Origin of the sequence: Streptomyces sp. NBC_00306, from assembly GCF_036169555.1 — a bacterium.
GTDB lineage: Bacteria > Actinomycetota > Actinomycetes > Streptomycetales > Streptomycetaceae > Streptomyces > Streptomyces achmelvichensis.
In genome coordinates, this window is the sequence record NZ_CP108032.1 from 3,858,357 (window position 1) to 3,880,136 (window position 21,780).

The window sequence follows — 21,780 nt, forward strand, 5'->3', positions numbered from 1 at the left end:
CCGTCCCGCGGGGCCCGGCGCTCCTCACGCGGGCGGCACGACCTTCACCGTCCTGCGGCGCTCCGGCTGCCCCTCCGCCGGCCGGGCGACCGCCAGCAGCGCCATGTCGTCCTTCGAGCCGCCGCCGGTGTACCGGCGCACGTCGTCGACGAGCGCGTCGAGCAGTTCGTCGGGCCCGGGGAAGAGCCGGCCGGAGAGCCGCGCGCCGGGATCGTAGAACTCACCGGCCGCGTTGCGCGCCTCGCTGACACCGTCCGTGTAGAGCAACAGGGTCGCCCCCGTCGGCAGCGGATACTCCACCGCCTGGTCCGGCCAGGAGTCCAGATCGCCCATGCCCAACGGCAGCGCGGCCCTCGACGGCTCCAGGAATGCCAGGTCGCCGTTGGCGTACAGAATGATGGGTTCCGGGTGGCCGCGATTCACCAGCCGGACGATTCCGGCGCCGCGCGGGATCTCCCCCAGTACGGCGGTGGTGAAGCCCTCGACCGCGTCCAGGCTGTCCCGGCGCGTGCCCTCGCGCGCCAGCGCCCGCTCGAGGCGCTGGGCGACGCCCTCCAGGGAGCTCTCCTGTTCGGCAGCCTCCCGGAACGCGCCGATGACGACGGCCACCGCCTCGACGGCCTCCAGCCCCTTGCCGCGGACGTCGCCGACCACCAGCCGCACCCCGAAGGGCGTCTCCTGCACGGCGAACAGGTCACCGCCGATGAACGCGTCGGCGAGCGCGGCCTCGTACCGCGCCGCGACGTGCAGCCCGCCGATCCGGTCGGCGGGCGCGGGCAGCACGGCACGCTGAGCGGTCTCGGCGATGACCCGGGCGGAGGCGAGCCGTTCACCGCTGCGTCTGACGACGGTGTTGATGAGCAGCGCGAGTCCGGAGACGGTGATGAGCGTGAAGACCTCGGTGTACGCCGTGACCTCGTCGGCGGTGTGGTTGTAGAAGTGCAGCCCGAGCACCGCGAGGACCGCCGTGATGCCCGTCAGCAGTGTGGTGAGCCAGGAGAAGAACGGAGCGGCGATCAGCGGGGCGGCGGCGAACAACGGCACGGCCGTGAACTGCGCCGGGGTCGCCAGGTCGAAGACCAGCCCACCGATGATCATCAGCGTGGGCAGGGCGCGGAGGAAGCGGCGGGCGCCGTACACGCGACTCTGCTGGAACTGCGCCAACGGTGCTCTCCTCCCCGGTCCGCCCACGGCTGCGGACGGTACCGCGCCCTACCCAGGCTGTCCGGAGCCGCGCCGCTGAGCGACTCTCCGTCGGCCAACCGGGCGAAACACGAGCCCGCAGAGGGGGGAAACAACAGCGGCCCGGCACTCGAGACGAGTGCCGGGCCGCTGTTTCAGTAGCGGGGACAGGATTTGAACCTGCGACCTCTGGGTTATGAGCCCAGCGAGCTACCGAGCTGCTCCACCCCGCGTCGGTAAACACCACTCTACGCCATCCGGAGCAAGATCAACTCCAATTAGTGGAGCCCCCGCCCTGTCGCTCACGTTTCCGGTGGGTCACCATCTCGCGCATGAGGGGGAAACAGTCCGTGCGGCCGAACGTACGTCCGTCGATCCTCCGCCCGCTCGCGCGTCGAAGGGCCGGGCCGCTCGTCCGGGCCGCCGCGGCGCTGATGGCGCCCGCGGTAGGCCTGGCCGCGTACGTGCTCCCGCCCGGCGCGCAGGACGACAGGCTGGCGGGCGCACTGGCGCACAGCCCCCTCCCGCGCGCCCAGCTGCTGGTCATCGATCCCCCCGGCGGCTTCGAGACGGAACCGGGCACCGGCCGTCTCGCAGCGGACTTCCGTCTCCACTACAGCGCGGGCGGCCGGCCCGGCGCCGTCCCCGGCTTCGACTACGAGGTCACCGCGCGGCCCGACGCGGGTTGCCCCGAGGAACTCCCCGGCCAGATCGTCTGCCTGGACGCCGGGGACGGTTTCACCGTCGTCAAGCAGCGTCACGTCGACGGCAAGGTGTCCCACTACGTCGTCCAGCGCCGCGGGACCCTGTTGCTGCGGGCGCGCACCGCCCCCGGCCTGGACGTGGAACGGCTGCGCACCACCCTCGCCGCCGCCCGCCCCGCGACCGACGAGGAACTGGCGAGAGCGTTGCCCAGCCGCTGACCAGCGGCTGACCAGCGGCCCGCGACCAGCAGTGGAGACCGGCGAGCGGGCACCGCGTGATCACTCGTCGGTCAGGTGCCGCTCCCCGTACACCTTCATCGCGTCCCGGACCAGGACGGCCGTCCCCTCGCCGTGCCGGTCGTACGCGGCGGTGAAGCGCGGATCCGCCACGTACATCTCGCCGAGACCGATGAAGTACGACTTCGAGGGCGTCACGGTCGTCGACAGCCAGGCGTACTGCCGCGCGGTGATCGCCTGCACCTCGTCGCTGTCGGCGGACCGGCCGTCCCGGAGCGCCTGGGCGAAGGCCTGGGCGATGGAGACCTGCTCGTCCTGGAACGCGCGCTTCTCCTCGTCGCTGAGCGAGCGCCACCAGCGGTCGCCCTTCTCGTAAGCGTCCCGGCCCCAGCGCTCGGTCACCTCCTGCTCGTACTGCGTGTGGTCGAAGCCGTCGAACACTTCCTCGGCCATGAGTTCTTCCCCTCTCTCGGTCTTGTGGAGAGTGGTCCGCACCGAGGCGATCTGCCGCCCGATGCGTTCGCGTTCCTGCTCCAGGAGGCGCAGATGAGCCCGCAGCGCGGCGCCCGTGTCCCGTTGCCCTTCGAGCACCTCGGCGATCGCGGGCAGGCCGAGACCGAGCTCCCGGAGCAGCAGGATCCGCTGCAGCCGTACGAGCGCGTCCGGGCCGTAGTAGCGATAGCCGTTGCTGCCCACCCGGGTGGGTTCGAGCAGACCGAGCTCGCCGTAGTGCCGCAGCGTGCGGCTCGTCGTCCCGGCGCGCCGGGCAATCTCCTGGATCGACCACTCCATGACGAAGACGCTAAATCTTGACGCTGCGTAAAGGTCAAGCGGCGTTTCGGCAGGGTGAGCCGGCGGGCGTCCTACGGGCCGGGGCGCGGTTCAGTGCAGCAGCCGGGACGCCCGGGCCCGGAGATAGCGCGCCTCGGGGATGCTCAGCGTGCGCTGGGCGGCCAGCTGGTAGGCGGCGCGTGCGCCCTCGACGTCCCCCGCCTTCTCCAGCAGATGCGCGCGTACGGCGTCCAGCCGGTGGTGGCCCGCCAGCCCGTCCTCCAGCCCGTCGAGCTCCGCGAGCCCGGCCTCGGGCCCGTGCACCATCGCGACCGCGACGGCCCGCCCGAGCTCGGCCATCGGCTCCGGAGCCAGCCGTACGACCAGGTCGTACAGCGCGAGGATCTGCGGCCAGTCCGTGTCCGCGGCACGCGCGGCCTCGTCGTGCAGCGCCGCGATCGCCGCCTGAAGCTGGTAGACCCCGGCCGGGCCCTGCCCCAGGGCCTCCTCCACCAGCGCCGACCCCTCGTCGATCGCCGCCCGGTCCCAGAGACCGCGGTCCTGCTCGTCGAGCGGGATCAGCTCTCCGTCCGGCCCGGTCCGCGCGGAGCTGCGTGCGTCGGTGAGCAGCATCAGCGCCAGCAGACCGGTGACCGCACCCTCCCGCGGCAGCAGACGGCGTACGGCCCGGGTGAGCCGGATCGCCTCACGGGCCAGATCGGCGCGGTGCAGCGCCCTGCCGGACGTCGCCGTGTAGCCCTCGTTGAAGATCAGATACAGGACCTGGAGCACGGCGGCGAGCCGCCGGTCACGGTCCTCGGGACCCGGCTGCCGGAACGGCAGGCCCCGGACCCTCTGCTTGGCCCGGCTCACCCGCTGCGCCATCGTCGCCTCCGGCACCAGATGCGCGCGGGCGATCTCCGCGGTGGTCAGACCGCCCACGGCACGCAGCGTCAGGGCGATCTGGGCGGCGGGCGTGAGTTCGGGATGGCAGCAGAGAAAGAGGAGAGTGAGGGTGTCGTCCTCGGCGGGCGCCCGGCTCTCCCCGGGGGCCGGAGCGGTGAAGGCGTCGCGGGGCATGAGGGTCGCGACCGTCTCCTCGCGACGGCGCCGGGCCTCCTCGCTGCGCAGCTGGTCCGTCAGCCGGCGCGAGGCGACCCTGATCAGCCAGCCGCGGGGGTTGTCCGGGATACCGGAGTCCGGCCACTGCTCGGCGGCCGCGAGGAGGGCTTCCTGCACCGCGTCCTCGGCCAGGTCGAAGTGGCCGTAACGGCGTACCAACGCGCCGAGGACCTGCGGCGCGTGCCGGCGCAGCAGGTCCTCGACAGCGGTCGTACGGCTCAACATTCGCCTCCGGCGGCGTCCTGGATGGGCCGGATGACGACGGGGTATTCGGTCGATCCCTCGGGAGCCGGGCACTGCGCGACCCGTGCCGCGATCTCGGTGACCCGCTCCAGGCTCTCGCAGTCCAGGACCCAGTACCCGGCGAGGACCTCCTTGGTCTCACCGTAGGGCCCGTCCGTGATGACCGGCCGGCCGTCCTTGCCTGCGGCCACCGTCCGGGTCTTCGCGGGCTCGGTGAGCCCCTGCGCGTCGACGAGTTCACCGGACTCGGCGAGGTCGTTGTTGATCGCTCCCATGAAGGCGAACATCGCCTGCATGTCCTTCTCGCTCCACGCGGGGCTCTGCGCGGAAGGCTTGCCGGACATGGCCTCGTAGTCGGCCTGCGTGCCCTGGACCATCACCAGATACTTCATGACTCGCTCCCTCGGATGCGCGGTCACCCTCGTGGGCAACTCTCACAGGGGACGTCGGAGCCGGTGAAGGGTTCTCGACACCTCGCGGAAGAATCCCGGGAAATCTTTTCGGGACCACCCGGCCGGGCGCCTGCCCGGGGTACGGCACCGCTCCGAGCCGCCTCGTGCTGCCCGGAGCGCCGGTGCTACTGGACGGCGCCCAGCACCCCGGTCACGGGGGCCACGACTCCGGTGAGCTGACCCAGCTGGCTGAGCTGGTCGAGCTGGTTCAGGGACGGTGCTCCGGCGCCCGCCTGCTCGGCGGTGTGTCCCGAGGCGTGAGCACCGGAGGCGGCCATGGCGGTGGCGCCGGCGGCGATGGCAACGGCGGTGAGGATGCGCTGTGTCTTGGTCATGCCGGGACAACGGCCTGGGGGACGCGGGGTCACGGGGACGGCTCCCGGATGACCCGCACCGACGACCTCACCGATGGCCCGCACCGGCCGCAACGGCGCCCCTGTACGAGGAAGCGGGCCGACTATGGCGTGTTCTGGACCATCCCTGAGCCCGCTCCCCCCGAGATCCTCTAAGGGTCCACCGGCGTGAGAGCCCACGCATCGATCTGATTGGGGGACGCATGGCCTGGTATCCGAACGCCACGAAGTACGAACTTCAGCCCGAGTCCGACAGTCAACCCGCCATCCGGCCCACGCAGTTCATCCTGCACAGCATCGCGGCGCCCTGGACGGCGAAGCGGGTGTACGAGTACTGGCGGGACAGCACCAATCTCGAAAGCCATTTCGGGCTCGGTTACGCCGGCGACCTCGGCCAGTACATCGGCACGGAGACCCGGGCCGACGCCAACTATCAGGCCAACCGGCGCCCCGACGGGACCGGCGCGGTCTCCATCGAGACGGCGAGCAACACCAATGCCACCGACCGGTGGACGGACGAACAGGTCGACCGGCTGATCCGGTTGGGGGCGTGGCTGCACCACCGCCACGGCATCCCGCTGCGGATCTGCCGCACCCACGACGACCCCGGCTACGGCTACCACCGGCTGCACGAGGAATGGGCGGTCGGCGGCACGATCTGCCCCGGCAACGCCCGGGTGACCCAGTTCCGTGAGGTGGTCTTCCCCGGCATCGTCGCCGAGGCCGCGAATCCCAGCCCGCCCGAGGAGGACGACATGCCCATCGCCAAACTGCACGAGTCGAACGCCTTCGACGTCGAACTGCCGTCCGGCTCCTGGGTGGGCCTCGCCTTCCGGGACGCGGTCATCCACGCGGGCCCCCGCACCCTGATCGGCCCGCTCTACGTCCAACTGACCATCGGCGACGCCCCGCAGGGCACCCGGCTGGACGGCCGCTTCTACGCCACGAACCCGGACGGCTCGTCACCCTCGGGCTACGGCGACCTCACCAAGTGGGGCGCGGGTACGCACCAGTTCCTGCACAACGTGGACGTCCCGGCGGGCAAGCACCTGCGGTTCGAGATCTGCGCGACGACACCGGACGGCAGCCCGGTGACGCTGATCCACCGGCTGGTGACGGGGGATTACGTGGCGTCGTGAGGGGCGGACGGGCGGGGTGCGAGCCGGTGCGAGCCGCCCGCGGACGCAGAAGCGCCCGGCCGGTGGAACCGGTCCGGGCGCTCGGGTGGTGGCCGACCGGAGACCGGTCGGCCGGGTGGTAGGCCGTGTGGGACTCGAACCCACAACCAACGGATTAAAAGTCCGCTGCTCTGCCAATTGAGCTAACGGCCCTCGGCAGGACACCCCGAGCATAGCCCGAGCTGACTCGTGAGCCGATCGGGTATCCGATCAACGGCTTGTCGCGCTCTTCCTGGGAGGTGCCACGAGTCAGTGAGGTGGGCCGTACCGCTCGGCGCAGCCCCCTCGGGAGGCGCCTTGTCCCCGCAACACGTCAGGGCCCGCACGGCACCGAAGTGTCGTGCGGGCCCTGTCGGCGTTCAGCAGGTCCGGCTCAAGAGCCGGGAGGCGGATCAGCCGTTGCGCTTCCAGCGCGGCTTGTCGTCACGGCGACCGAAGGAACCGGTGTTCGTGCCGGTGCCGGTGCCACCCCGGTGGTCGTCACGGCGGCCGTACGGGCGGTCCGCCGAGCCGGCGCGGTAGCCGCTGGAGGGGCGGTCGTCGCGGCGGTCACGGTTGAACGGGCGGTCGCTGCCACGGTGGCCGGACGGACGGTCGTCGCGACGGAAGCCGCCGGAGGGGCGGTCGTCACGGCGCTCGTTGTCGCGGCGGAAGCCACCGGAGGGGCGGTCGTCGCGGCGGAAGCCACCGGACGGACGGTCGTTGCTGTCACGGCGGAAGCCACCGCGGTCGTCACGACGCTCGAAGGAACGGCCACCACGGTCGCCACCGCGGTCGTCACGGTTGAAGCCGCCGGAGGGGCGGTCGTCGCGGCGGAAGCCACCGGACGGACGGTCGTTGCTGTCACGGCGGAAGCCGCCACGGTCGTCACGACGCTCGAAGGAACGGCCACCACGGTCGCCACCGCGGTCGTCACGACGGTCACGGTTGAAGCCGCCACGGTCGCCACCGCGGTCGTCGCGACGGTCACGGTTGAAGCCACCGCGGTCGTCACGGCGGTCGTTGCCACGACGCTCGAAGTTGCCGCGGTCGTCGCGGCGTTCGGTCTGCTCCGGCACGGCGGCCGCGGCCACAGCGGCCTCGACCTCCGCCGTGGCGGCCTCGGCCACCTCGGCGATCGCCGTCTCCGGGTCGTCGCCCCGCTCACGGGCCGCACGCGCCACCAGGCGGTCGGCCTCCTCGCGGAGCTCCACCGCGCGGCGCTGCACCCGCTCCAGCTGCTTCGTCAGGTCGGCGGCCTCGCGCTCGGCCTGCTTGGCGGCGTTGTTCGCGGAGTCGGCCTGGACCTCGGTGAGCGAACGCGCACCGGTGATCTCGGCGACCTCGGGGTCGAACGCGCCCGCTCCGCCCACGATGTGGCGCGAGGCGTCGACGCCCGCGTCCTCCATGAGACGGAAGATCTGGCGGCGCTGGTGCGGCAGCGACAGGGACACGACCGTGCCGGACTTGCCGGCGCGGGCGGTACGGCCCGAGCGGTGCAGGTAGTCCTTGTGGTCGCCGGCCGGGTCCACGTTCAGGACCAGGTCGATGCCGTCGACGTGGATGCCGCGGGCGGCGACGTCCGTCGCGACGAGCGCGTTGACGTAGCCCTTCTTGAAGTCCTCCAGCACCCGGGTACGCGCGCCCTGCGTCATACCGCCGTGGAGCGCGTCGGCCTTCACGCCCGAGTCGCAGAGCTGCTCGGCGATGCGGTCGGCGCCCAGCTGGGTGCGGACGAAGATGATGGTGCGGCCCTTGCGGGCGGCGATCGCCGCGGTGACGGGCGCCTTGTCCTTCGGCTTCACGACGAGGACGTGGTGCGTCATGGTCGTGACGTTGCCCTGGGCGCTGTCGACCTCGTGGCTGACCGGGTCGACGAGGTAGCGGCGCACGAGGGTGCCGATCTCGTTCTCCATGGTCGCGGAGAAGAGCATCCGCTGACCGCCGGCCGGGATCTGGTCGAACAGCTCGGTGACCTCGGGCAGGAAGCCCAGGTCGGACATCTGGTCGGCCTCATCGAGGACGGCGACCTGGATGTTCTCCAGCGAGCAGGCACCGCGGTTGATGATGTCGCGCAGTCGGCCCGGGGTGGCGACGAGGACGTCGACACCGCGCTCGAGCGCGTAGATCTGGTTGCCCATGGACGTACCGCCGCAGACGACCTTCATCTTGAGGCCGAGCACGTCGCCGTACGGCTGGAGGGCGTCCGCGACCTGCATCGCGAGCTCACGGGTCGGGGTGAGGATGACGCCGCGGGGCTTCTTCTTGTCGGTGTGGCCGCCGGCCAGCGTCGCGAGCAGCGGGAGACCGAAGGAGAGGGTCTTGCCGGAGCCGGTGCGGCCACGGCCGAGGATGTCCTTGCCGGCCAGGGCGTCCGGGATGGTCGCGGCCTGGATCGGGAAGGGGGTGGTGACACCGTTCTGCGCGAGCTTGCGGACGACGCCCTCGGGCAGACCGAGGTCGGAGAACGTCACCTCGGGGGTCGAGGGAGCCTCGGAGACGTCCGCGGTCTCGGGGGCGTCGGAGACCTCGACGGTCTCGACAACGGCCTCGGCCGACTCGTTCTCGGGCATGACGGCGTGATCAGTGCTGAAAGTGGACATGCGAAATGCGAAACCTTCCGGAGTCTCGGCACGCGCCCAAACTCCGTGATTCGCAATTCGACCGCCTCGATGCGGTCAGCCACGGCTAGGGAGAGTACGCGCCACGCGGCGCTCTTCTTTTTCGGCGCCGGGCAATGGGATCAAACGATCTACCACCATACGCACCCTCCCCCGCCCAAGGCAAACCACCAGGGAGTGACCCCGGTTACATCGGCCCCATCTGCGGTGATGCGCTGGGTACTCCCAGTGTGCCCTGTCCGTCGACCAGCCGCATGGCACCGGCGTGCACCTCCGGCGCGGACGACGCCGACGGCGCATCGGTGGGCTCGCTCGGCGGCAGGGTGGGCGGGTCGACCGGCGGCGGCTCGGACGGCTCGACCGGGGGTTGCGGCTGCGACGGCTGCGCGGAAGGGGACGATCCGCCTCGCGTCGGCTCGGGCCCTTCGGGCGGCCGGGGCTGCTGACCGCCGCTCGGGGGCCGCGCGGAGGGCGCGGCCGTACCGCTGGCGCTGGACGATGCGTCCGGGCCGTCACTCTTGTCGCCGGCCTTGCCGGAACCTTTCCGTCCGCCGTCGGCGTGACGGCCGCCGGACACCCCCTCCCCGCCGTCCGGTTCGGCCACCGCACCAGGGCGGCCGGAGGACTTGCCGGGGGCCGGTTTGCCGCCGGGATCGTCGCTCACGCTCATACAGCCGGCCGAGGCCGCGACGGCCAGTGAGGTGACCATGGCGACAGCCAGACGGCGGGGGGCGGACAACTGGCGCACGAGGGGCACCTCCGGGACACAGGGCACGGTTTCCGTGCCCAACTCCCTGTGCCCCACAAGGGACACGCCCCGACGCCTGACAAGTACACGACCCTGTCCCGACGGTCCGGTGCCCAGCCGTGCGCCCCCGGGCCGCCTTCTAGTGCGCCCACGCGCGCGCCAACTCCGCGCCCAGGAACACCGATCCGAGCCCCACCAGCACCGATGCTGCCACGTTCACCGCGGCGAGGAGCCCCCGGCCGCGTTCGGCCAGCCGCAGCGTCTCGTAGGAGAAGGTCGAATACGTCGTGAGCGCCCCGCACAGGCCGGTGCCCAGCAAGGCGTACGCGCCCGAGGAGACCGACGCGCCCGCGACCGCGCCCAGCACCAGGCTGCCGCCGGCGTTGACCACGAAGGTGCCCCACGGGAACAGCGAATCGCTGCGGGCCTGCACCGCACGGTCCGTCAGATAGCGCAGAGGTGCGCCGACCGCCGCGCCGAGGGCCACCAGCAGCCAGGTCATTTCGGCACCGCTCCGCCCGCGGCAGCCCTGGCCACTACCGCCCTGGTCGTCACCGCGGCGAGCCACACGGCGCCGAGGCAGCCGGCCACCGTGCCGCCGGCGTAGGCGAGCGCGAGCCCGGCCTCCTCGCGTTCCAGGAGGTTCCGGAGGTCCAGGGCGTACGTCGAGAAGGTGGTGAAACCGCCGAGCACCCCGACTCCGACGAACGGCCGGACCAGCGGATGGGCGCGCCGGCCGCCCTCGGCGATCAGCGCCATCAGGACGCCGATCAGGGCGGACCCCAGCACGTTGATCCAGAACGTCGCCCACGGGAAGGTGCCGTCGGCCGCGGGCCACTGGCGGTTCACCGCGTGGCGGGCGAGCGCCCCGGCCACACCGCCCGCGGAGATGGCAAGCAGGACGGGAAGACGGTGGCCGCGCGCGGTCTCCGCGCGCTGCTCGGGCACGTGCAGGTCGACATCCGGGTCGATCGCCTCGGCTGATGCATCAGGCGTACCGGACGCCGCAGCGGCATCTCCCGCCTCAGCGTCTCCCGCACCGGAGGGCGGGTCCTCGCTCACCCGTACCCCAGTGCGTGCAGCCGCTCGTCGTCGATGCCGAAGTGGTGCGCGATCTCGTGCACGACCGTGATCTCAGTCTCCTCGACCACGTCCTGCCGGGTCTCGCTGATCCGCAGCGTGGGCCCCCGGTAGATCGTGATCCGGTCCGGCAGCACCCCCGCGTACCACTCGCCGCGGTCGGTGAGCGGCGTCCCCTCGTACAGCCCGAGCAGCTCGGGGTCGTCCGCGGGCGGCTCGTCCTCGACGAACACCGCGACGTTGTCCATCAGCCGCGTCAGCTCCGGCGGGATCCTGTCCAGGGCCTCGGCGACCAGTTCCTCGAACTCCTCGCGCGTCATCTCCAGCACGTGGCCATTGTCACGTACGCCGTCCGGCCGGTCGCCCCGGGCCGGGCCGCTCGGCCGGCCCGGGTGCCTCCGAGCCCTCCCCGTACGCCCGGCCGGCCCGGCATGCCGCCCCGCATCACTGGGCATACGCGCCCAATGGCACGCAAGGTCCCGGAACCGGTCCGAGCCGCGACGACACGGCTGCAACGCCTCTATCGCTCCCGCCACACCGAACCGACCAGCGCCCTCGTCCATACGCCGCACCCGTGGGCCCGCGCACTGGGACTGACCGTCGTCGTGCTGTTCGGCGCCTGGCTCGGCCTGCTGATCGTCGGCAGCGTCCGCACCCCGGTCGGGCCGATGAACACGAGCATGACGCTGCGCCCGGACCTGACCGGCGGCACGAAGATCAACGTCTCGCCGCTGGGCGCCCTCGAACTCGACTCCCATGTGGCACCCATCCGGCTGGACGTGGACGTCGACCAGCTCGACCCGGTGCGTTCCCAGGCACTGGTCGAACACCCCGAACGGCTCGCCGGCCTCCAGGACGAGGTCGCCAGCGACGTGGCCGACGGCACCACCGAACTGGCCGTGCGCTCCTGCGTCGCCGTCGTCTCCGGCGCCACCGCCCTCGGCCTCGCCGTCTACCGCCGCCCGCGCCGCGCCCTCGCCGCCGGCGGCCTGGCCCTGGCGCTGCTGGCGGCCTCCGGTGTCTCCGCGTACGCCACCTGGAACCCGAAGTCCGTCCTGGAGCCGAAGTTCTCCGGGCTGCTCTCCAGCGCCCCGTCACTGGTCGGCAACGCCCGCTCCATCGTCACCGAATTCGACGTCTACCAGCAGGAGTTGGCCCGCCTGGTCACCAATGTGACCAAGCTGTACGACGCGACGTCGACCCTGCCCACCTATCAGCCGGACCCGCTGAGCATGCGGGTGCTGCACGTTTCCGACATCCATCTCAACCCGGCGTCGTGGCACATCATCAGCTCGCTGGTGGAGCAGTACGACATCGACGTGATCATCGACTCCGGCGACACGATGGACCACGGAACGGCTGCCGAGAACGGCTTCCTGGACCCCATCCGGGATCTCGGCGCCCCCTATGTGTGGGTCCGCGGAAACCACGACTCCGACGTCACACAGGCGTACCTCTCCCGGATGAAGAACGTCCACGTCCTCGACAACGGCAGGGCCGTCACGGTCAACGGGGTGCGGATCGCGGGCAGCGGGGACCCCCAGTTCACCCCGGACCGCTCGGTCGTCGCCCAGGGCGACCCGGCCGAACGCATGACCGGCATCCGCCTCGCCTCCGCCCTGCGCGACCAGGAACGGGCGGGCACGCCGGTGGACATCGCGGTCGCCCACAACCCGGTGGCGGCCCGCCAGACCGACGGCACGGTCCCGCTCGTCCTGGCCGGCCATGTCCACCGCCGCCAGACGGAGGTGATGAAACTCGGCACACGGCTGAAGATCGAGGGCTCGACGGGCGGCGGCGGCCTGCGGGCCGTGCAGAACGAGAAGCCGGAGAAGGTGCGGGCCTCGCTGCTCTATCTGGACCGCTCGACGAGGAAGCTCCAGGCGTGGGACGAGATCACGCTGGGCGGCCTGGGACTGACGACGGCCGAGGTCAGCCGCCATCTCCCGGAGGACAACCAGCCGGGTGCGGTGCCGTCCCCGAGCGTCTCCTCACCCTCCCCCTCGGCGACCCCCTAAACCGTTTTGGCGATACCTCCCTGCATCCCATATGCTTCTCACGTCCCCGACGCGCTGCGAGGCGCCCAGGCGGGCCTTTAGCCCTCATCGTCTAGTGGCCCAGGACGCCGCCCTTTCAAGGCGGTAGCACGGGTTCGAATCCCGTTGGGGGCACGCATCACCCTGTGCGAGACTTGTCTCGCACATTGCTTGGTCCTGTGGAGCAGTTTGGAGTGCTCGCCACCCTGTCAAGGTGGAGGCCGCGGGTTCAAATCCCGTCAGGACCGCTGTGGTCACGCGAGTGATCGCGTGGCTGGGTAGCTCAGTTGGTACGAGCGATCGCCTGAAAAGCGATAGGTCGCCGGTTCGACCCCGGCCCCAGCCACCACCCGAAGGCCCCGATCCCCGGATCGGGGCCTTCGTCGTTCCCCTACGCCTCCTCCCGCCTCCGCCACCCCCGTACCCCCAGCACCACCGCAGCGACCGCGACCACCGCGATCAGCAGGGCCCAGTCCGGGACCGCCCTGCCCACGTCGCCCGCCCACTGTTCCGCGGCGAACGAGTCGTCGACCGACAGCAGGCCCGGCAGGGCCGTCGCGCCGTCGAAGAGCAGGAACAGCGTGCCGAGGACGACGAAGAACAGGCCCGACGCCAGCGAGGTGGTGTGCAGGTGCAGGCGGCCGATGGTCAGTGCGCGGCCGCGGAGCCAGCGCCTGCTGCCCAGGTCGTAGCGGTCCCACAGCAGTGCGAGCAGGAACAGCGGGACCGCCATGCCCGCGGCGTAGACCGCGAGGAGCAGTCCGCCGTAGGCCGGGCTGCCGCTGAGGGCCGACACCGTCAGCACGCTGCCGAGGATGGGGCCCGCGCAGAAGCCGGCGAGGCCGTAGACCAGGCCCAGGGCGTAGACCGGGAGGGCCGTCGTCGGGCGGATGCGGCCCGAGAGCGCGGCCATCCGGCGGGAGGCGAATCCGAGGCCGAGGATCTGGGCGAGACCCAGCACGATGATCAGCCAGCCGCCGGTGGTGACCAGCAGGTCACGGTTGCCGTAGAAGAAGCGGCCCGCCAGCGAGCCGGCGGCGCCGAGCGGGACGAGGGTGGTCGCCAGGCCCGCGTAGAAGATCGCGGTGCGGGCGAGCAGCCTGCCGGCCGAGTCGAGGGAGTACGCGAAGAACGCCGGGAGCAGCAGTGCGCTGCACGGACTCACCAGAGCGAGCAGGCCGCCGAGGAAGGCGGCCAGATAGCCGAGGTCGGTCATCGGGCGGCCTTCGCCGCCGCGTCGACCGCCTCGGTGAACGTCCGCTCCGACTGCGCGCCCGCGATCGGCCGGCCGTTGATCAGGAAGGACGGCGTCGAGGTGGCGCCGAGACCGTACGCCTCGTCCTGGTCCTTCTTCACCGCCTTCTTCGCGGCGGCGCTGTCCACGTCGCGGCCGAAGCGGGCGAGGTCCTTCACCCCGGCCTCGCGCGCCAGCGCCTCCAGCCGGTCGCCGGTGAAGCCCTTCTCCTTGGCGCCCTCGGCGTACGCGGCGGCGTGGAACTGCCAGAACCGGCCCTGCTGTCCGGCCGCCCAGGCGGCGCGTGCGGCGGACTCGGACTCCGCGCCGAAGATCGGGAAGTTGCGCCACTCGATGCGCAGGACACCCGCGTCGACGTACTTCTTCACCAGCGCCGGTTCGGTGTCGCGGGCGAACTTGCCGCAGTAGCCGCACTTGAAGTCGGCGTACTCGACCATCACGACGGGCGCGTCCGCGCGGCCCATGGCGAGGGGGTCACCGGCGTCGCGGCGGGCGAGTTTCACCAGTTCGGGATAGGTGCCGGCGCCCGGTTCTGCGGACACCTCGGCGGCGGGGCCGGATTTCGAGGGCGACTGAGGTCGGGTGGCGGTGTACGAGGCGAAGCCGAGCAGCAGCGCGGCGACGAGCACACCCGCGGCGATGGCGACGGTCGTGCCGGAGGGCCGGGACGATCGGGCAGAGGGGGAGGAAGGCATGGTGGTTCGGTACTCCTGAGCGAGAAGAAACAGCGAGAAGGACGCCGTGAACGGACACGCGCGAGCGGCCCGTCGCCTTCTAGACGCGCAGGACGGACAGATCCACCGGGGTGGGCGGGGCGGGTGGCGGCGGGGCCCGGTCGGGAGTGATGACCGGGGTCGCGGCGGTCAGGACCGGGCCCGTGAAGCAGGGCGCGTCATGCGGCGCCGGCAGCAGTTCGTACGCCGCCGAGCCGCGCGGCGGGGTCGCGGGATGCGCCCCCCGGTCCCCGTCCGGCGCCCCCTTGCCGCATCCGGGCGCCTGCCCCTGCGCGGTCACCACGATCACGTCGTCGGCGGGGTTCGCGTACGACGGGGAGCACAGGAGCAGCGCGAAGAGCATGCCCAGCAACGCGGTCGCGGTCACCGCGGAGCGGTACCGGCGGTGGCGGCCGATGGGCATGAACGTGCGGCCCTTCGTGGGGAGGTGAACGGATCTGCTCCATACTGCACCAGCTTGTGGGCGAAATGCGTTCGCCAGTGCTTTCCCGGGGGTGCGATCCTGGGATCCGTATGTCTACTTCCTTCGCCGACCTTCAGACCCTCCTGGCCGGGGCATCGCTGCGCGACGCCCACCGGCTGGGCCGTCGTCTCGAAGGCGCCCGCCGCATCCGTAAGCCCGAGGCGCGGCAGGCCGTGCTGGACGAGATCGCCGCCGAGGCCGAGCAGTCCGCTGCCCGCACCGCCCGGCGCGCGGAGCGCATGCCCGCGATCACGTACCCCGAGCAGCTGCCCGTCAGCCAGAAGCGGGACGAGATCCTGGAGGCGATACGGGACCACCAGGTCGTGATCGTCGCGGGCGAGACCGGCTCGGGAAAGACGACGCAGATCCCCAAGATCTGTATGGAGCTCGGCCGGGGCGTGCGCGGCATGATCGGCCATACGCAGCCGAGACGGATCGCCGCCCGGACGGTCGCGGAACGGGTCGCCGAGGAGCTGAACACGCCGCTCGGCGAGGCCGTCGGCTGGAAGGTCCGCTTCACGGACCAGGTCAGCGGCAACACCTTCGTCAAGCTGATGACGGACGGCATCCTCCTCGCGGAGATCCAGACGGACCGCGAGCTGCGCGCGTACGACACGATCATCATCGACGAGGCCCACGAGCGGTCCCTCAACATCGACTTCCTGCTCGGCTATCTCGCCCAGCTGCTGCCCAAGCGCCCCGACCTCAAGGTCGTCATCACCTCCGCGACCATCGACCCGGAGCGGTTCTCGCGCCACTTCGGGGACGCCCCGATCGTCGAGGTCAGCGGGCGTACGTACCCGGTCGAGGTGCGCTACCGGCCCCTTCTCGAGGAAGAGGGCGACGACAGCGACCGCGACCAGATCACCGCGATCACGGACGCCGTCGAGGAGCTCCAGGGCGAGGGCAAGGGCGACATCCTCGTCTTCCTCTCCGGTGAGCGGGAGATCCGCGACACCGCGGACGCGCTCAACAAGAAGCAGTACCGATTCACCGAGGTGCTCCCCCTGTACGCGCGGCTCTCGCACGCCGAGCAGCACCGCGTCTTCCAGCCGCACACCGGCCGCCGGATCGTGCTCGCCACGAACGTCGCCGAGACCTCGCTGACCGTCCCGGGCATCAAGTACGTGATCGACCCGGGCACCGCCCGTATCTCCCGCTACAGCCATCGCACCAAGGTCCAGCGGCTGCCGATCGAGGCGGTCAGCCAGGCCAGCGCCAACCAGCGCAAGGGCCGTTGCGGCCGTACCTCCGACGGCATCTGCATCCGGCTGTACTCCGAGGACGACTTCGAGTCCCGTCCCGAGTTCACCGACGCCGAGATCCTGCGGACCAACCTGGCCTCCGTCATCCTCCAGATGACCGCCGCCGGCCTCGGGGACATCGAGAAGTTCCCCTTCATCGACCCGCCGGACCACCGCAACATCCGCGACGGTGTGCAGCTTCTCCAGGAACTGGGCGCGTTCGACCCTGCCCAGAAGGACCCGAAGAAGAAGCTGACCCAGCTCGGCCGCAAGCTCTCGCAGCTGCCCGTGGACCCGCGGCTGGCCCGGATGGTCGTGGAGGCCGAGAAGAACGGCTGCGTACGCGAGGTCATGGTGATCGCGGCCGCGCTCTCCATCCAGGACCCGCGCGAGCGACCCGCCGAGAAGCAGACCCAGGCCGATCAGCAGCACGCGCGCTTCAAGGACGAGACGTCCGACTTCCTCGCCTTCCTCAATCTCTGGCGCTATGTCCGCGAGCAGCAGAAGGAGCGCGGCTCCTCCAGCTTCCGCCGGATGTGCAAGCAGGAGTATCTGAACTTCCTGCGCATCCGCGAATGGCAGGACATCTACGCCCAGCTGCGCCAGGTCACCAAGTCCATGGGCATCGAGGTGAACGAGGACGACGCGCCCGAGACCAGCGTCCACATCTCGCTGCTGGCCGGCCTGCTGTCGCACATCGGCCTCAAGGACACCGACAACAAGAACGAGTACCTGGGTGCGCGCGGCGCCAAGTTCGCGGTCTTCCCCGGCTCGGCGCTGTTCAAGAAGCCGCCGCGGTTCGTGATGTCGGCCGAGCTGGTGGAGACGTCCCGGCTGTGGGCGCGGGTCAACGCCAAGGTCGAACCGGAGTGGATCGAACCGCTCGCGCAGCATCTGCTCAAGCGCACCTACAGCGAGCCGCACTGGGAGAAGGACCAGGCGGCCGTGATGGCGTTCGAGAAGGTCACGCTGTACGGCGTGCCGATCGTCGCCCAGCGGAAGGTCAACTACGGGCGCATCGACCCGGAGACCTCCCGCGACCTGTTCATCCGCAACGCCCTGGTCGAGGGCGACTGGCGCACGCACCACAAGTTCTTCGCGGACAACCGCAAGCTGCTGACCGAGGTCGAGGAGCTCGAGCACCGGGCCCGCCGGCGCGACATCCTCGTGGACGACGAGACGCTGTTCGACTTCTACGACCAGCGCATCCCCGAACACGTGGTGTCCGGCGCGCACTTCGACTCGTGGTGGAAGCACAAGAAGCGCGAGGAGCCCGAACTCCTCGACTTCGAGCGCGAGATGCTCATCAACGAGAAGGCCGCGGGGGTCACGAAGGACGACTATCCGGACTCCTGGAGGCAGGGTCCGCTGAAGTTCCGGGTGACGTACCAGTTCGAGCCCGGGGCCGACGCCGACGGTGTGACCGTCCACATCCCCCTCCAGGTGCTCAACCAGGTCACGGACGAGGGCTTCGACTGGCAGATCCCGGGCCTGCGCGAAGAGGTCGTCATCGAGCTGATCCGCTCCCTGCCGAAACCGGTCCGCCGCCACTACGTTCCCGCGCCGAACTACGCGAAGGCGTTCCTGGAGAGGGCCGTGCCCCTTCAGGAGCCGCTGCCCGTGACGCTGGCGCGTGAGCTCAAGCGCATGGTGGGGGTGCCGGTCGGCGCCGAGGACTTCGATCTCACCCGGGTCCCGGACCACTTGAAGATCACGTTCCGGATCGTCGACGAGCGCCGCCGCAAGCTGGCCGAGGACAAGGACCTGGAGGCGTTGAAGCTCCAGCTGAAGCCGAAGGCCCGGCAGGCGCTCTCCAAGGCGGCAGCGGCCGCCACGGCGGGCCCCTCGGGGTCGGGCGAGTCCCTGGAGCGCACCGGTCTGACGGACTGGACGATCGGGACGCTGACGAAGGTCTTCGAGACCCGGCGCGCGGGCCAGCCGGTGAAGGCGTATCCCGCGCTCGTCGACGAGGGGGACAGCGTCGCCGTACGCCTCTTCGACACCGAGGCGGAGCAGCAGCAGGCGATGTGGCGGGGCACGCGGAAGCTGATCCTGCTCAACATCCCGGTCAACCCCGCCAAGTTCGCCTCGGACAAGCTGAGCAACCAGCAGAAGCTCGCTCTGTCGGGCAATCCGCACGGTTCGGTGCAGGCCCTGTTCGACGACTGCGCCACCGCCGCCGCGGACAAGCTGGTCGCGGACCACGGCGGACCGGCATGGGACGAGGAGTCGTACCGGAAGCTCTACGACAAGGTGCGTGCCGACCTCGTGGACGCGACCGTACGGACGGTGGGCCAGGTGCAGCAGATCCTGGCTGCCTGGCAGGCGTGCGAGCGCCGGCTGAAGGACACGAAGAGCCCGACCCTCGCCGCCAACGTCCAGGACGTACGGACCCAGCTGGCGGCCCTGATGCCGGCGGGCTTCGTGACCCTCACCGGTCTGCGCCGTCTTCCGGACCTGATGCGGTATCTGGTCGCCGTGGACCGCAGGCTCCAGCAGATGCCGACGTCGGTGCAGCGCGACACCACGCGCATGGAGAAGGTCCACGACATGCGGGACGAGTACGCGTGGCTCCTGGAGCAGCTGCCCCAGGGACGGCCGGTGCCGCAGGAGGTCCTGGACATCCGCTGGATGATCGAGGAGCTGCGGGTGAGCTACTTCGCCCACGCCCTGGGCACCGCGTACCCGGTCTCCGACAAGCGGATCGTGAAGGCGATCGACGCGGCCGCGCCGTGACGGACCCTGGGGCGATCGCCGTGACGAACCCCGTGGCGATCGCCGTGACAAGGCCGTCGCTCACCGTGAGTTCGACCGCCGGGCCCGGCCTGCTGTAGAGTCTCTTCTCGCAGCACAGCGCACGATTCGGAGCTGCAAAACCTGGTCCTGTGGAGCAGTTTGGAGTGCTCGCCACCCTGTCAAGGTGGAGGCCGCGGGTTCAAATCCCGTCAGGACCGCACAGACGACGAAGGCCCCGCACCATCACGGTGCGGGGCCTTCGTCGTTCTCGCCGTCTTGACGACGCCATCCGCCGCCGGTACCCACTGACTAGGGGCCCTTCGCCGGCCTGCCGTCCGGACACGACGGACGAGACGGACGAGCGGGCGAGGGCGGGGACGGCACACACCGGAGGTGACGTGCATGGCGGCGTCCACGGCGAGGCGGCACGAGACGAGGGCACTTCTGCGAGCCCATCTGGCGGCGGCTTCCGGCTATCGGCATCTGACGCGCAACTGCCCCATCTGTCATCGCCTCCTGAGGCTCGCCATGGAACCGTCGGCGGACAACGAACCCGCCGGCCTCCGCCCGCCCGTGGCGTCCGGGACGCCCGAGGCCTCCGAGACATCCGAGGGGTCCGGGTCTCGCCGGACCTCCGAGGCTCCCGAGCCGGCCGCAACTCCCGGCGGCGCGGAGAGCGGAGGCACCGCCGACGCGTGACGTCGGGCGGGTTGCGGCCCGTTCCGGGGGCGTGCGGCGGGGAGTTGGCAAGAGTCGTGCAGTGTGACGGGAGTCACCGCATGGGTTTTCAGAACCCCCCTCCTTAACCCCTCCCTACAACCGACCAATTTAATATGTGCCATTGCACTGCCCCCAAAGGGCCTCCCGCGCTCTCCGGGAGCGCCCTGTGCAGGGGAGATGCCGACGCCCGAAGAAGCGCACAAAAAAGATCGCGCTGGACCCGGCGGAGTCCAGCGCGATCGATGACGAAGTCTGTTGGGGCAGAGCCCGTCATGTGGAGCTATGGGTGGGCTTACCGGGATGGGGGTCCCGAATACGCCCGTTTCAACGGGGCTTTCAGGCCTCGCTGCGCTGCTGCGGGATACCCGCAAGCAGTGCGCGGACCTCAGCCTCGCGGTACCGGCGATGTCCACCGAGAGTTCGGATGGACGTGAGCTTGCCTGCCTTCGCCCAGCGGGTGACCGTCTTCGGGTCCACGCGGAACATCGTGGCAACCTCTGCCGGGGTCAGCAGCGGCTCGGCATCAGGGGTGCGAGCGGTCATGAGCGGCCTCCTCGGGAGAACCGAACCTTCTCGGTTCTTTCCTCTAAATTCTGCACCTTGACCCGCGTTGCCCGAAATGGCGGACGCGGGCCGAGTCGGTTATAGGACGAACGGCTTGTCCTCGGCACTACAACTACACCATCTGTCCAGCCACGTCGGCCAAACCGACGGAATTGCCCTCTGAGGTGTTCATCAGTGGCGGAAGCCGATGGACCATGCCATAACGGACAGTCACGCCACAGTGACGATCAGTCACAGAGCGATCAGGAGTCACCAGACCCCCCATAGAGCGCAATACCGAGAAATCCGCCTGAAGTTGGACGGAAGGAGTCCTCCCCGGACTCCTTGTCCTATTTTGACACGAGGGTAGGCGATAGGCGCAAGGGCCCAGTTAGTGCAGTCCGTCACGCTTGAGACAAAGGCCCGGATCGGGACCTACGTCCTGGACGGAAGGGCTCGGCGATCTCATCGAGCCCCAGAATCGATCAGTTTGCGAACTGAAGGTCCCTCACGGCCCGCCAGCGCTCTACGAGACGGGCGTACGCCGCGCTCGCGCCGTCACTGTCGCCGGCCCCCAGCGCCGTGATCCCCGCGGCCAGATCCGCCGCCGAACGGTCCTCCTCGAGGTGCGCTCCACCGAGCGCGTGCACCAGGCCGCCGTAGTCCAGCTCGACCAGGGAGCGCGGGTGGAACTCCTCCAGCCACTTCCCGACGTCCACCAGCCCGTCGGTCAGCAGACCGCCGTCTGCCGACTCCCGCAGCGTCCGCAGCGAGCGGGCCACCCGGCGCCGCGCCTGGACCATCGGCGTGCGGTAGCGCAGCACGGCCGCCTCGGGCCCGGCCGGCTCGTAGACGCGCTCCTCGTCCGAGAACAGCGCGAACCAGCGCACCGGCACCTGCCACACCGCGGTCCTGATCCACGGCCGGGCATCCGGGTTCCGCTCCCGCCACTGCTCGTAGTCGGCCGCTGCCTGTCCGCGCACGACCGGCGGAAGCGCCGCGTCCAGCAGTGCCGCCGGCAACTGCTCGGTCAGCTCCTCCAGCGCCAGCCAGCCGCGCAGCCGGGTCCGCCAGGGGCAGACACAGACCACGCCGTCGATCTCCGTGACGAAGGCGTCGCCGCTCTCGTGGACGGGCACCGGGACGGGCGGGGTGGGCAGCAAGTCCGCCAGCGAGCGCCGCAGTTCGTCCTGCGCCGTGGGGGTGCTCTCCCGCTTGGCGTAACGGGTCCAGTGGGCCCGTTCCGCGTCCGGGAAGGCCGCCAGCGGTTCGTAGACCCGCAGGTAGGCCGCGTAGGGAACGGGGACCGAGGACAGCGCTGGCATGTCGCGAATCCTTCCACGCCCGTACTCCGCCAGGGGGTGATCCTCGGCACTGCG

At 70.7% G+C, this 21,780-nt stretch carries 20 protein-coding genes and 6 tRNA genes; 9 read left to right on the top strand and 17 right to left on the bottom strand.

What is annotated here, in order from left to right:
• Positions 1-24: 24 nt before the first annotated feature.
• Positions 25-1,164 (bottom strand): PP2C family protein-serine/threonine phosphatase, encoded by a 1,140-nt coding sequence (locus OHA05_RS17090; RefSeq protein ID WP_328861074.1) that lies wholly within the window; start codon positions 1,162-1,164, stop codon positions 25-27.
• A gap of 177 nt (positions 1,165-1,341) precedes the next feature.
• Positions 1,342-1,415, bottom strand: a tRNA-Met gene (locus tag OHA05_RS17095).
• Between the two features lie 99 nt (positions 1,416-1,514).
• On the opposite strand from OHA05_RS17095, the gene OHA05_RS17100 reads away from it, so the two are divergent.
• Entirely contained in the window at positions 1,515-2,105 is a 591-nt protein-coding gene (locus OHA05_RS17100) for a hypothetical protein (protein ID WP_328861075.1), read from the top strand.
• A gap of 60 nt (positions 2,106-2,165) precedes the next feature.
• On the opposite strand, the gene OHA05_RS17105 is transcribed toward OHA05_RS17100, so the two are convergent.
• The 4 genes from OHA05_RS17105 to OHA05_RS17120 form a co-directional block, all read right to left on the bottom strand.
• A complete protein-coding gene (locus OHA05_RS17105) occupies positions 2,166-2,915 on the bottom strand; it encodes a MerR family transcriptional regulator (protein WP_328861076.1) in 750 nt (249 codons plus the stop codon).
• 90 nt (positions 2,916-3,005) lie between these two features.
• The gene (locus OHA05_RS17110; RefSeq protein WP_328861077.1) at positions 3,006-4,238 is read right to left on the bottom strand and encodes an RNA polymerase sigma factor; all 1,233 of its coding nucleotides are present in this window, start codon (positions 4,236-4,238) and stop codon (positions 3,006-3,008) included.
• Positions 4,235-4,651: a YciI family protein gene (locus OHA05_RS17115; RefSeq protein ID WP_313945483.1), complete on the bottom strand. Its 417-nt coding sequence runs from the start codon at positions 4,649-4,651 to the stop codon at positions 4,235-4,237. Before OHA05_RS17115 ends, OHA05_RS17110 begins: the two co-directional genes overlap by 4 nt.
• A 185-nt stretch (positions 4,652-4,836) precedes the next feature.
• Entirely contained in the window at positions 4,837-5,046 is a 210-nt protein-coding gene (locus tag OHA05_RS17120; RefSeq protein WP_328861078.1) for a hypothetical protein, read from the bottom strand.
• Positions 5,047-5,267: 221 nt separating this feature from the next.
• On the opposite strand from OHA05_RS17120, the gene OHA05_RS17125 reads away from it, so the two are divergent.
• The gene (locus tag OHA05_RS17125) at positions 5,268-6,203 is read left to right on the top strand and encodes a peptidoglycan recognition protein family protein (protein ID WP_313945481.1); all 936 of its coding nucleotides are present in this window, start codon (positions 5,268-5,270) and stop codon (positions 6,201-6,203) included.
• 116 nt (positions 6,204-6,319) lie between these two features.
• Here the strand turns inward: OHA05_RS17125 and OHA05_RS17130 are convergent.
• The 6 genes from OHA05_RS17130 to OHA05_RS17155 form a co-directional block, all read right to left on the bottom strand.
• A tRNA-Lys gene (locus OHA05_RS17130) sits at positions 6,320-6,395 on the bottom strand.
• 239 nt (positions 6,396-6,634) lie between these two features.
• The gene (locus tag OHA05_RS17135) at positions 6,635-8,824 is read right to left on the bottom strand and encodes a DEAD/DEAH box helicase (protein WP_327682678.1); all 2,190 of its coding nucleotides are present in this window, start codon (positions 8,822-8,824) and stop codon (positions 6,635-6,637) included.
• 205 nt (positions 8,825-9,029) lie between these two features.
• Positions 9,030-9,590 carry a hypothetical protein gene (locus OHA05_RS17140; RefSeq protein ID WP_313945479.1) on the bottom strand — a complete coding sequence of 187 codons (561 nt, stop codon included), beginning with the start codon at positions 9,588-9,590 and terminating at the stop codon, positions 9,030-9,032.
• Positions 9,591-9,729: 139 nt separating this feature from the next.
• Entirely contained in the window at positions 9,730-10,092 is a 363-nt protein-coding gene (locus tag OHA05_RS17145) for a fluoride efflux transporter FluC (RefSeq protein ID WP_328861079.1), read from the bottom strand.
• Positions 10,089-10,652 carry a fluoride efflux transporter FluC gene (locus OHA05_RS17150; protein WP_413777754.1) on the bottom strand — a complete coding sequence of 188 codons (564 nt, stop codon included), beginning with the start codon at positions 10,650-10,652 and terminating at the stop codon, positions 10,089-10,091. The genes OHA05_RS17145 and OHA05_RS17150 overlap by 4 nt, the downstream gene beginning before the upstream one ends.
• The gene (locus OHA05_RS17155) at positions 10,649-10,999 is read right to left on the bottom strand and encodes a metallopeptidase family protein (RefSeq protein ID WP_313945477.1); all 351 of its coding nucleotides are present in this window, start codon (positions 10,997-10,999) and stop codon (positions 10,649-10,651) included. Before OHA05_RS17155 ends, OHA05_RS17150 begins: the two co-directional genes overlap by 4 nt.
• A 135-nt stretch (positions 11,000-11,134) precedes the next feature.
• On the opposite strand from OHA05_RS17155, the gene OHA05_RS17160 reads away from it, so the two are divergent.
• From OHA05_RS17160 to OHA05_RS17175, 4 genes are all read left to right on the top strand, one after another.
• Complete coding sequence (locus OHA05_RS17160) at positions 11,135-12,688, top strand: metallophosphoesterase family protein (RefSeq protein WP_313945476.1); 1,554 nt, start codon at positions 11,135-11,137, stop codon at positions 12,686-12,688.
• Between the two features lie 80 nt (positions 12,689-12,768).
• Positions 12,769-12,841: transfer RNA gene (locus OHA05_RS17165), tRNA-Glu, on the top strand.
• Between the two features lie 38 nt (positions 12,842-12,879).
• A tRNA-Asp gene (locus OHA05_RS17170) sits at positions 12,880-12,954 on the top strand.
• A 24-nt stretch (positions 12,955-12,978) separates the two neighbouring features.
• Positions 12,979-13,055 (top strand) — tRNA-Phe (locus OHA05_RS17175).
• A gap of 42 nt (positions 13,056-13,097) precedes the next feature.
• Here OHA05_RS17175 and OHA05_RS17180 read toward each other — a convergent pair.
• From OHA05_RS17180 to OHA05_RS17190, 3 genes are all read right to left on the bottom strand, one after another.
• Positions 13,098-13,922 carry a cytochrome c biogenesis CcdA family protein gene (locus OHA05_RS17180; protein ID WP_313945475.1) on the bottom strand — a complete coding sequence of 275 codons (825 nt, stop codon included), beginning with the start codon at positions 13,920-13,922 and terminating at the stop codon, positions 13,098-13,100.
• On the bottom strand, positions 13,919-14,656 hold the full coding sequence (locus OHA05_RS17185; RefSeq protein ID WP_313945474.1) for a DsbA family protein: 738 nt from the start codon (positions 14,654-14,656) through the stop codon (positions 13,919-13,921). The genes OHA05_RS17180 and OHA05_RS17185 overlap by 4 nt, the downstream gene beginning before the upstream one ends.
• A gap of 79 nt (positions 14,657-14,735) precedes the next feature.
• A complete protein-coding gene (locus tag OHA05_RS17190) occupies positions 14,736-15,098 on the bottom strand; it encodes a hypothetical protein (RefSeq protein ID WP_313945473.1) in 363 nt (120 codons plus the stop codon).
• 110 nt (positions 15,099-15,208) lie between these two features.
• Between OHA05_RS17190 and hrpA the strand changes: the two genes are divergently transcribed.
• The 3 genes from hrpA (at position 15,209) to OHA05_RS17205 (ending at position 19,837) form a co-directional block, all read left to right on the top strand.
• Positions 15,209-19,138 (top strand): ATP-dependent RNA helicase HrpA, encoded by a 3,930-nt coding sequence (gene hrpA, locus OHA05_RS17195; RefSeq protein WP_328861080.1) that lies wholly within the window; start codon positions 15,209-15,211, stop codon positions 19,136-19,138.
• Positions 19,139-19,281: 143 nt separating this feature from the next.
• Positions 19,282-19,356 (top strand) — tRNA-Asp (locus tag OHA05_RS17200).
• 184 nt (positions 19,357-19,540) lie between these two features.
• Positions 19,541-19,837 (top strand): DUF6274 family protein, encoded by a 297-nt coding sequence (locus OHA05_RS17205; RefSeq protein ID WP_328861081.1) that lies wholly within the window; start codon positions 19,541-19,543, stop codon positions 19,835-19,837.
• A gap of 357 nt (positions 19,838-20,194) precedes the next feature.
• On the opposite strand, the gene bldC is transcribed toward OHA05_RS17205, so the two are convergent.
• A complete protein-coding gene (gene bldC / locus OHA05_RS17210) occupies positions 20,195-20,401 on the bottom strand; it encodes a developmental transcriptional regulator BldC (protein WP_003949541.1) in 207 nt (68 codons plus the stop codon).
• 485 nt (positions 20,402-20,886) lie between these two features.
• Positions 20,887-21,726 (bottom strand): hypothetical protein, encoded by an 840-nt coding sequence (locus OHA05_RS17215; protein WP_313945470.1) that lies wholly within the window; start codon positions 21,724-21,726, stop codon positions 20,887-20,889.
• Positions 21,727-21,780: the final 54 nt, after the last annotated feature.

Bases quoted from the DNA above. Each gene is read 5' to 3' on its own strand.
- OHA05_RS17100 (WP_328861075.1), top strand. From the start codon at position 1,515: ATGAGGGGGAAACAGTCCGTGCGGCCGAACGTACGTCCGTCGATCCTC.
- OHA05_RS17105 (WP_328861076.1), bottom strand. From the start codon at position 2,915: ATGGAGTGGTCGATCCAGGAGATTGCCCGGCGCGCCGGGACGACGAGC.
- OHA05_RS17115 (WP_313945483.1), bottom strand. From the start codon at position 4,651: ATGAAGTATCTGGTGATGGTCCAGGGCACGCAGGCCGACTACGAGGCC.
- OHA05_RS17120 (WP_328861078.1), bottom strand. From the start codon at position 5,046: ATGACCAAGACACAGCGCATCCTCACCGCCGTTGCCATCGCCGCCGGC.
- OHA05_RS17125 (WP_313945481.1), top strand. From the start codon at position 5,268: ATGGCCTGGTATCCGAACGCCACGAAGTACGAACTTCAGCCCGAGTCC.
- OHA05_RS17135 (WP_327682678.1), bottom strand. From the start codon at position 8,824: ATGTCCACTTTCAGCACTGATCACGCCGTCATGCCCGAGAACGAGTCG.
- OHA05_RS17145 (WP_328861079.1), bottom strand. From the start codon at position 10,092: ATGACCTGGCTGCTGGTGGCCCTCGGCGCGGCGGTCGGCGCACCTCTG.
- OHA05_RS17160 (WP_313945476.1), top strand. From the start codon at position 11,135: ATGGCACGCAAGGTCCCGGAACCGGTCCGAGCCGCGACGACACGGCTG.
- OHA05_RS17180 (WP_313945475.1), bottom strand. From the start codon at position 13,922: ATGACCGACCTCGGCTATCTGGCCGCCTTCCTCGGCGGCCTGCTCGCT.
- OHA05_RS17185 (WP_313945474.1), bottom strand. From the start codon at position 14,656: ATGCCTTCCTCCCCCTCTGCCCGATCGTCCCGGCCCTCCGGCACGACC.
- OHA05_RS17190 (WP_313945473.1), bottom strand. From the start codon at position 15,098: ATGCCCATCGGCCGCCACCGCCGGTACCGCTCCGCGGTGACCGCGACC.
- hrpA (WP_328861080.1), top strand. From the start codon at position 15,209: ATGTCTACTTCCTTCGCCGACCTTCAGACCCTCCTGGCCGGGGCATCG.
- OHA05_RS17205 (WP_328861081.1), top strand. From the start codon at position 19,541: ATGGCGGCGTCCACGGCGAGGCGGCACGAGACGAGGGCACTTCTGCGA.
- bldC (WP_003949541.1), bottom strand. From the start codon at position 20,401: ATGACCGCTCGCACCCCTGATGCCGAGCCGCTGCTGACCCCGGCAGAG.
- OHA05_RS17215 (WP_313945470.1), bottom strand. From the start codon at position 21,726: ATGCCAGCGCTGTCCTCGGTCCCCGTTCCCTACGCGGCCTACCTGCGG.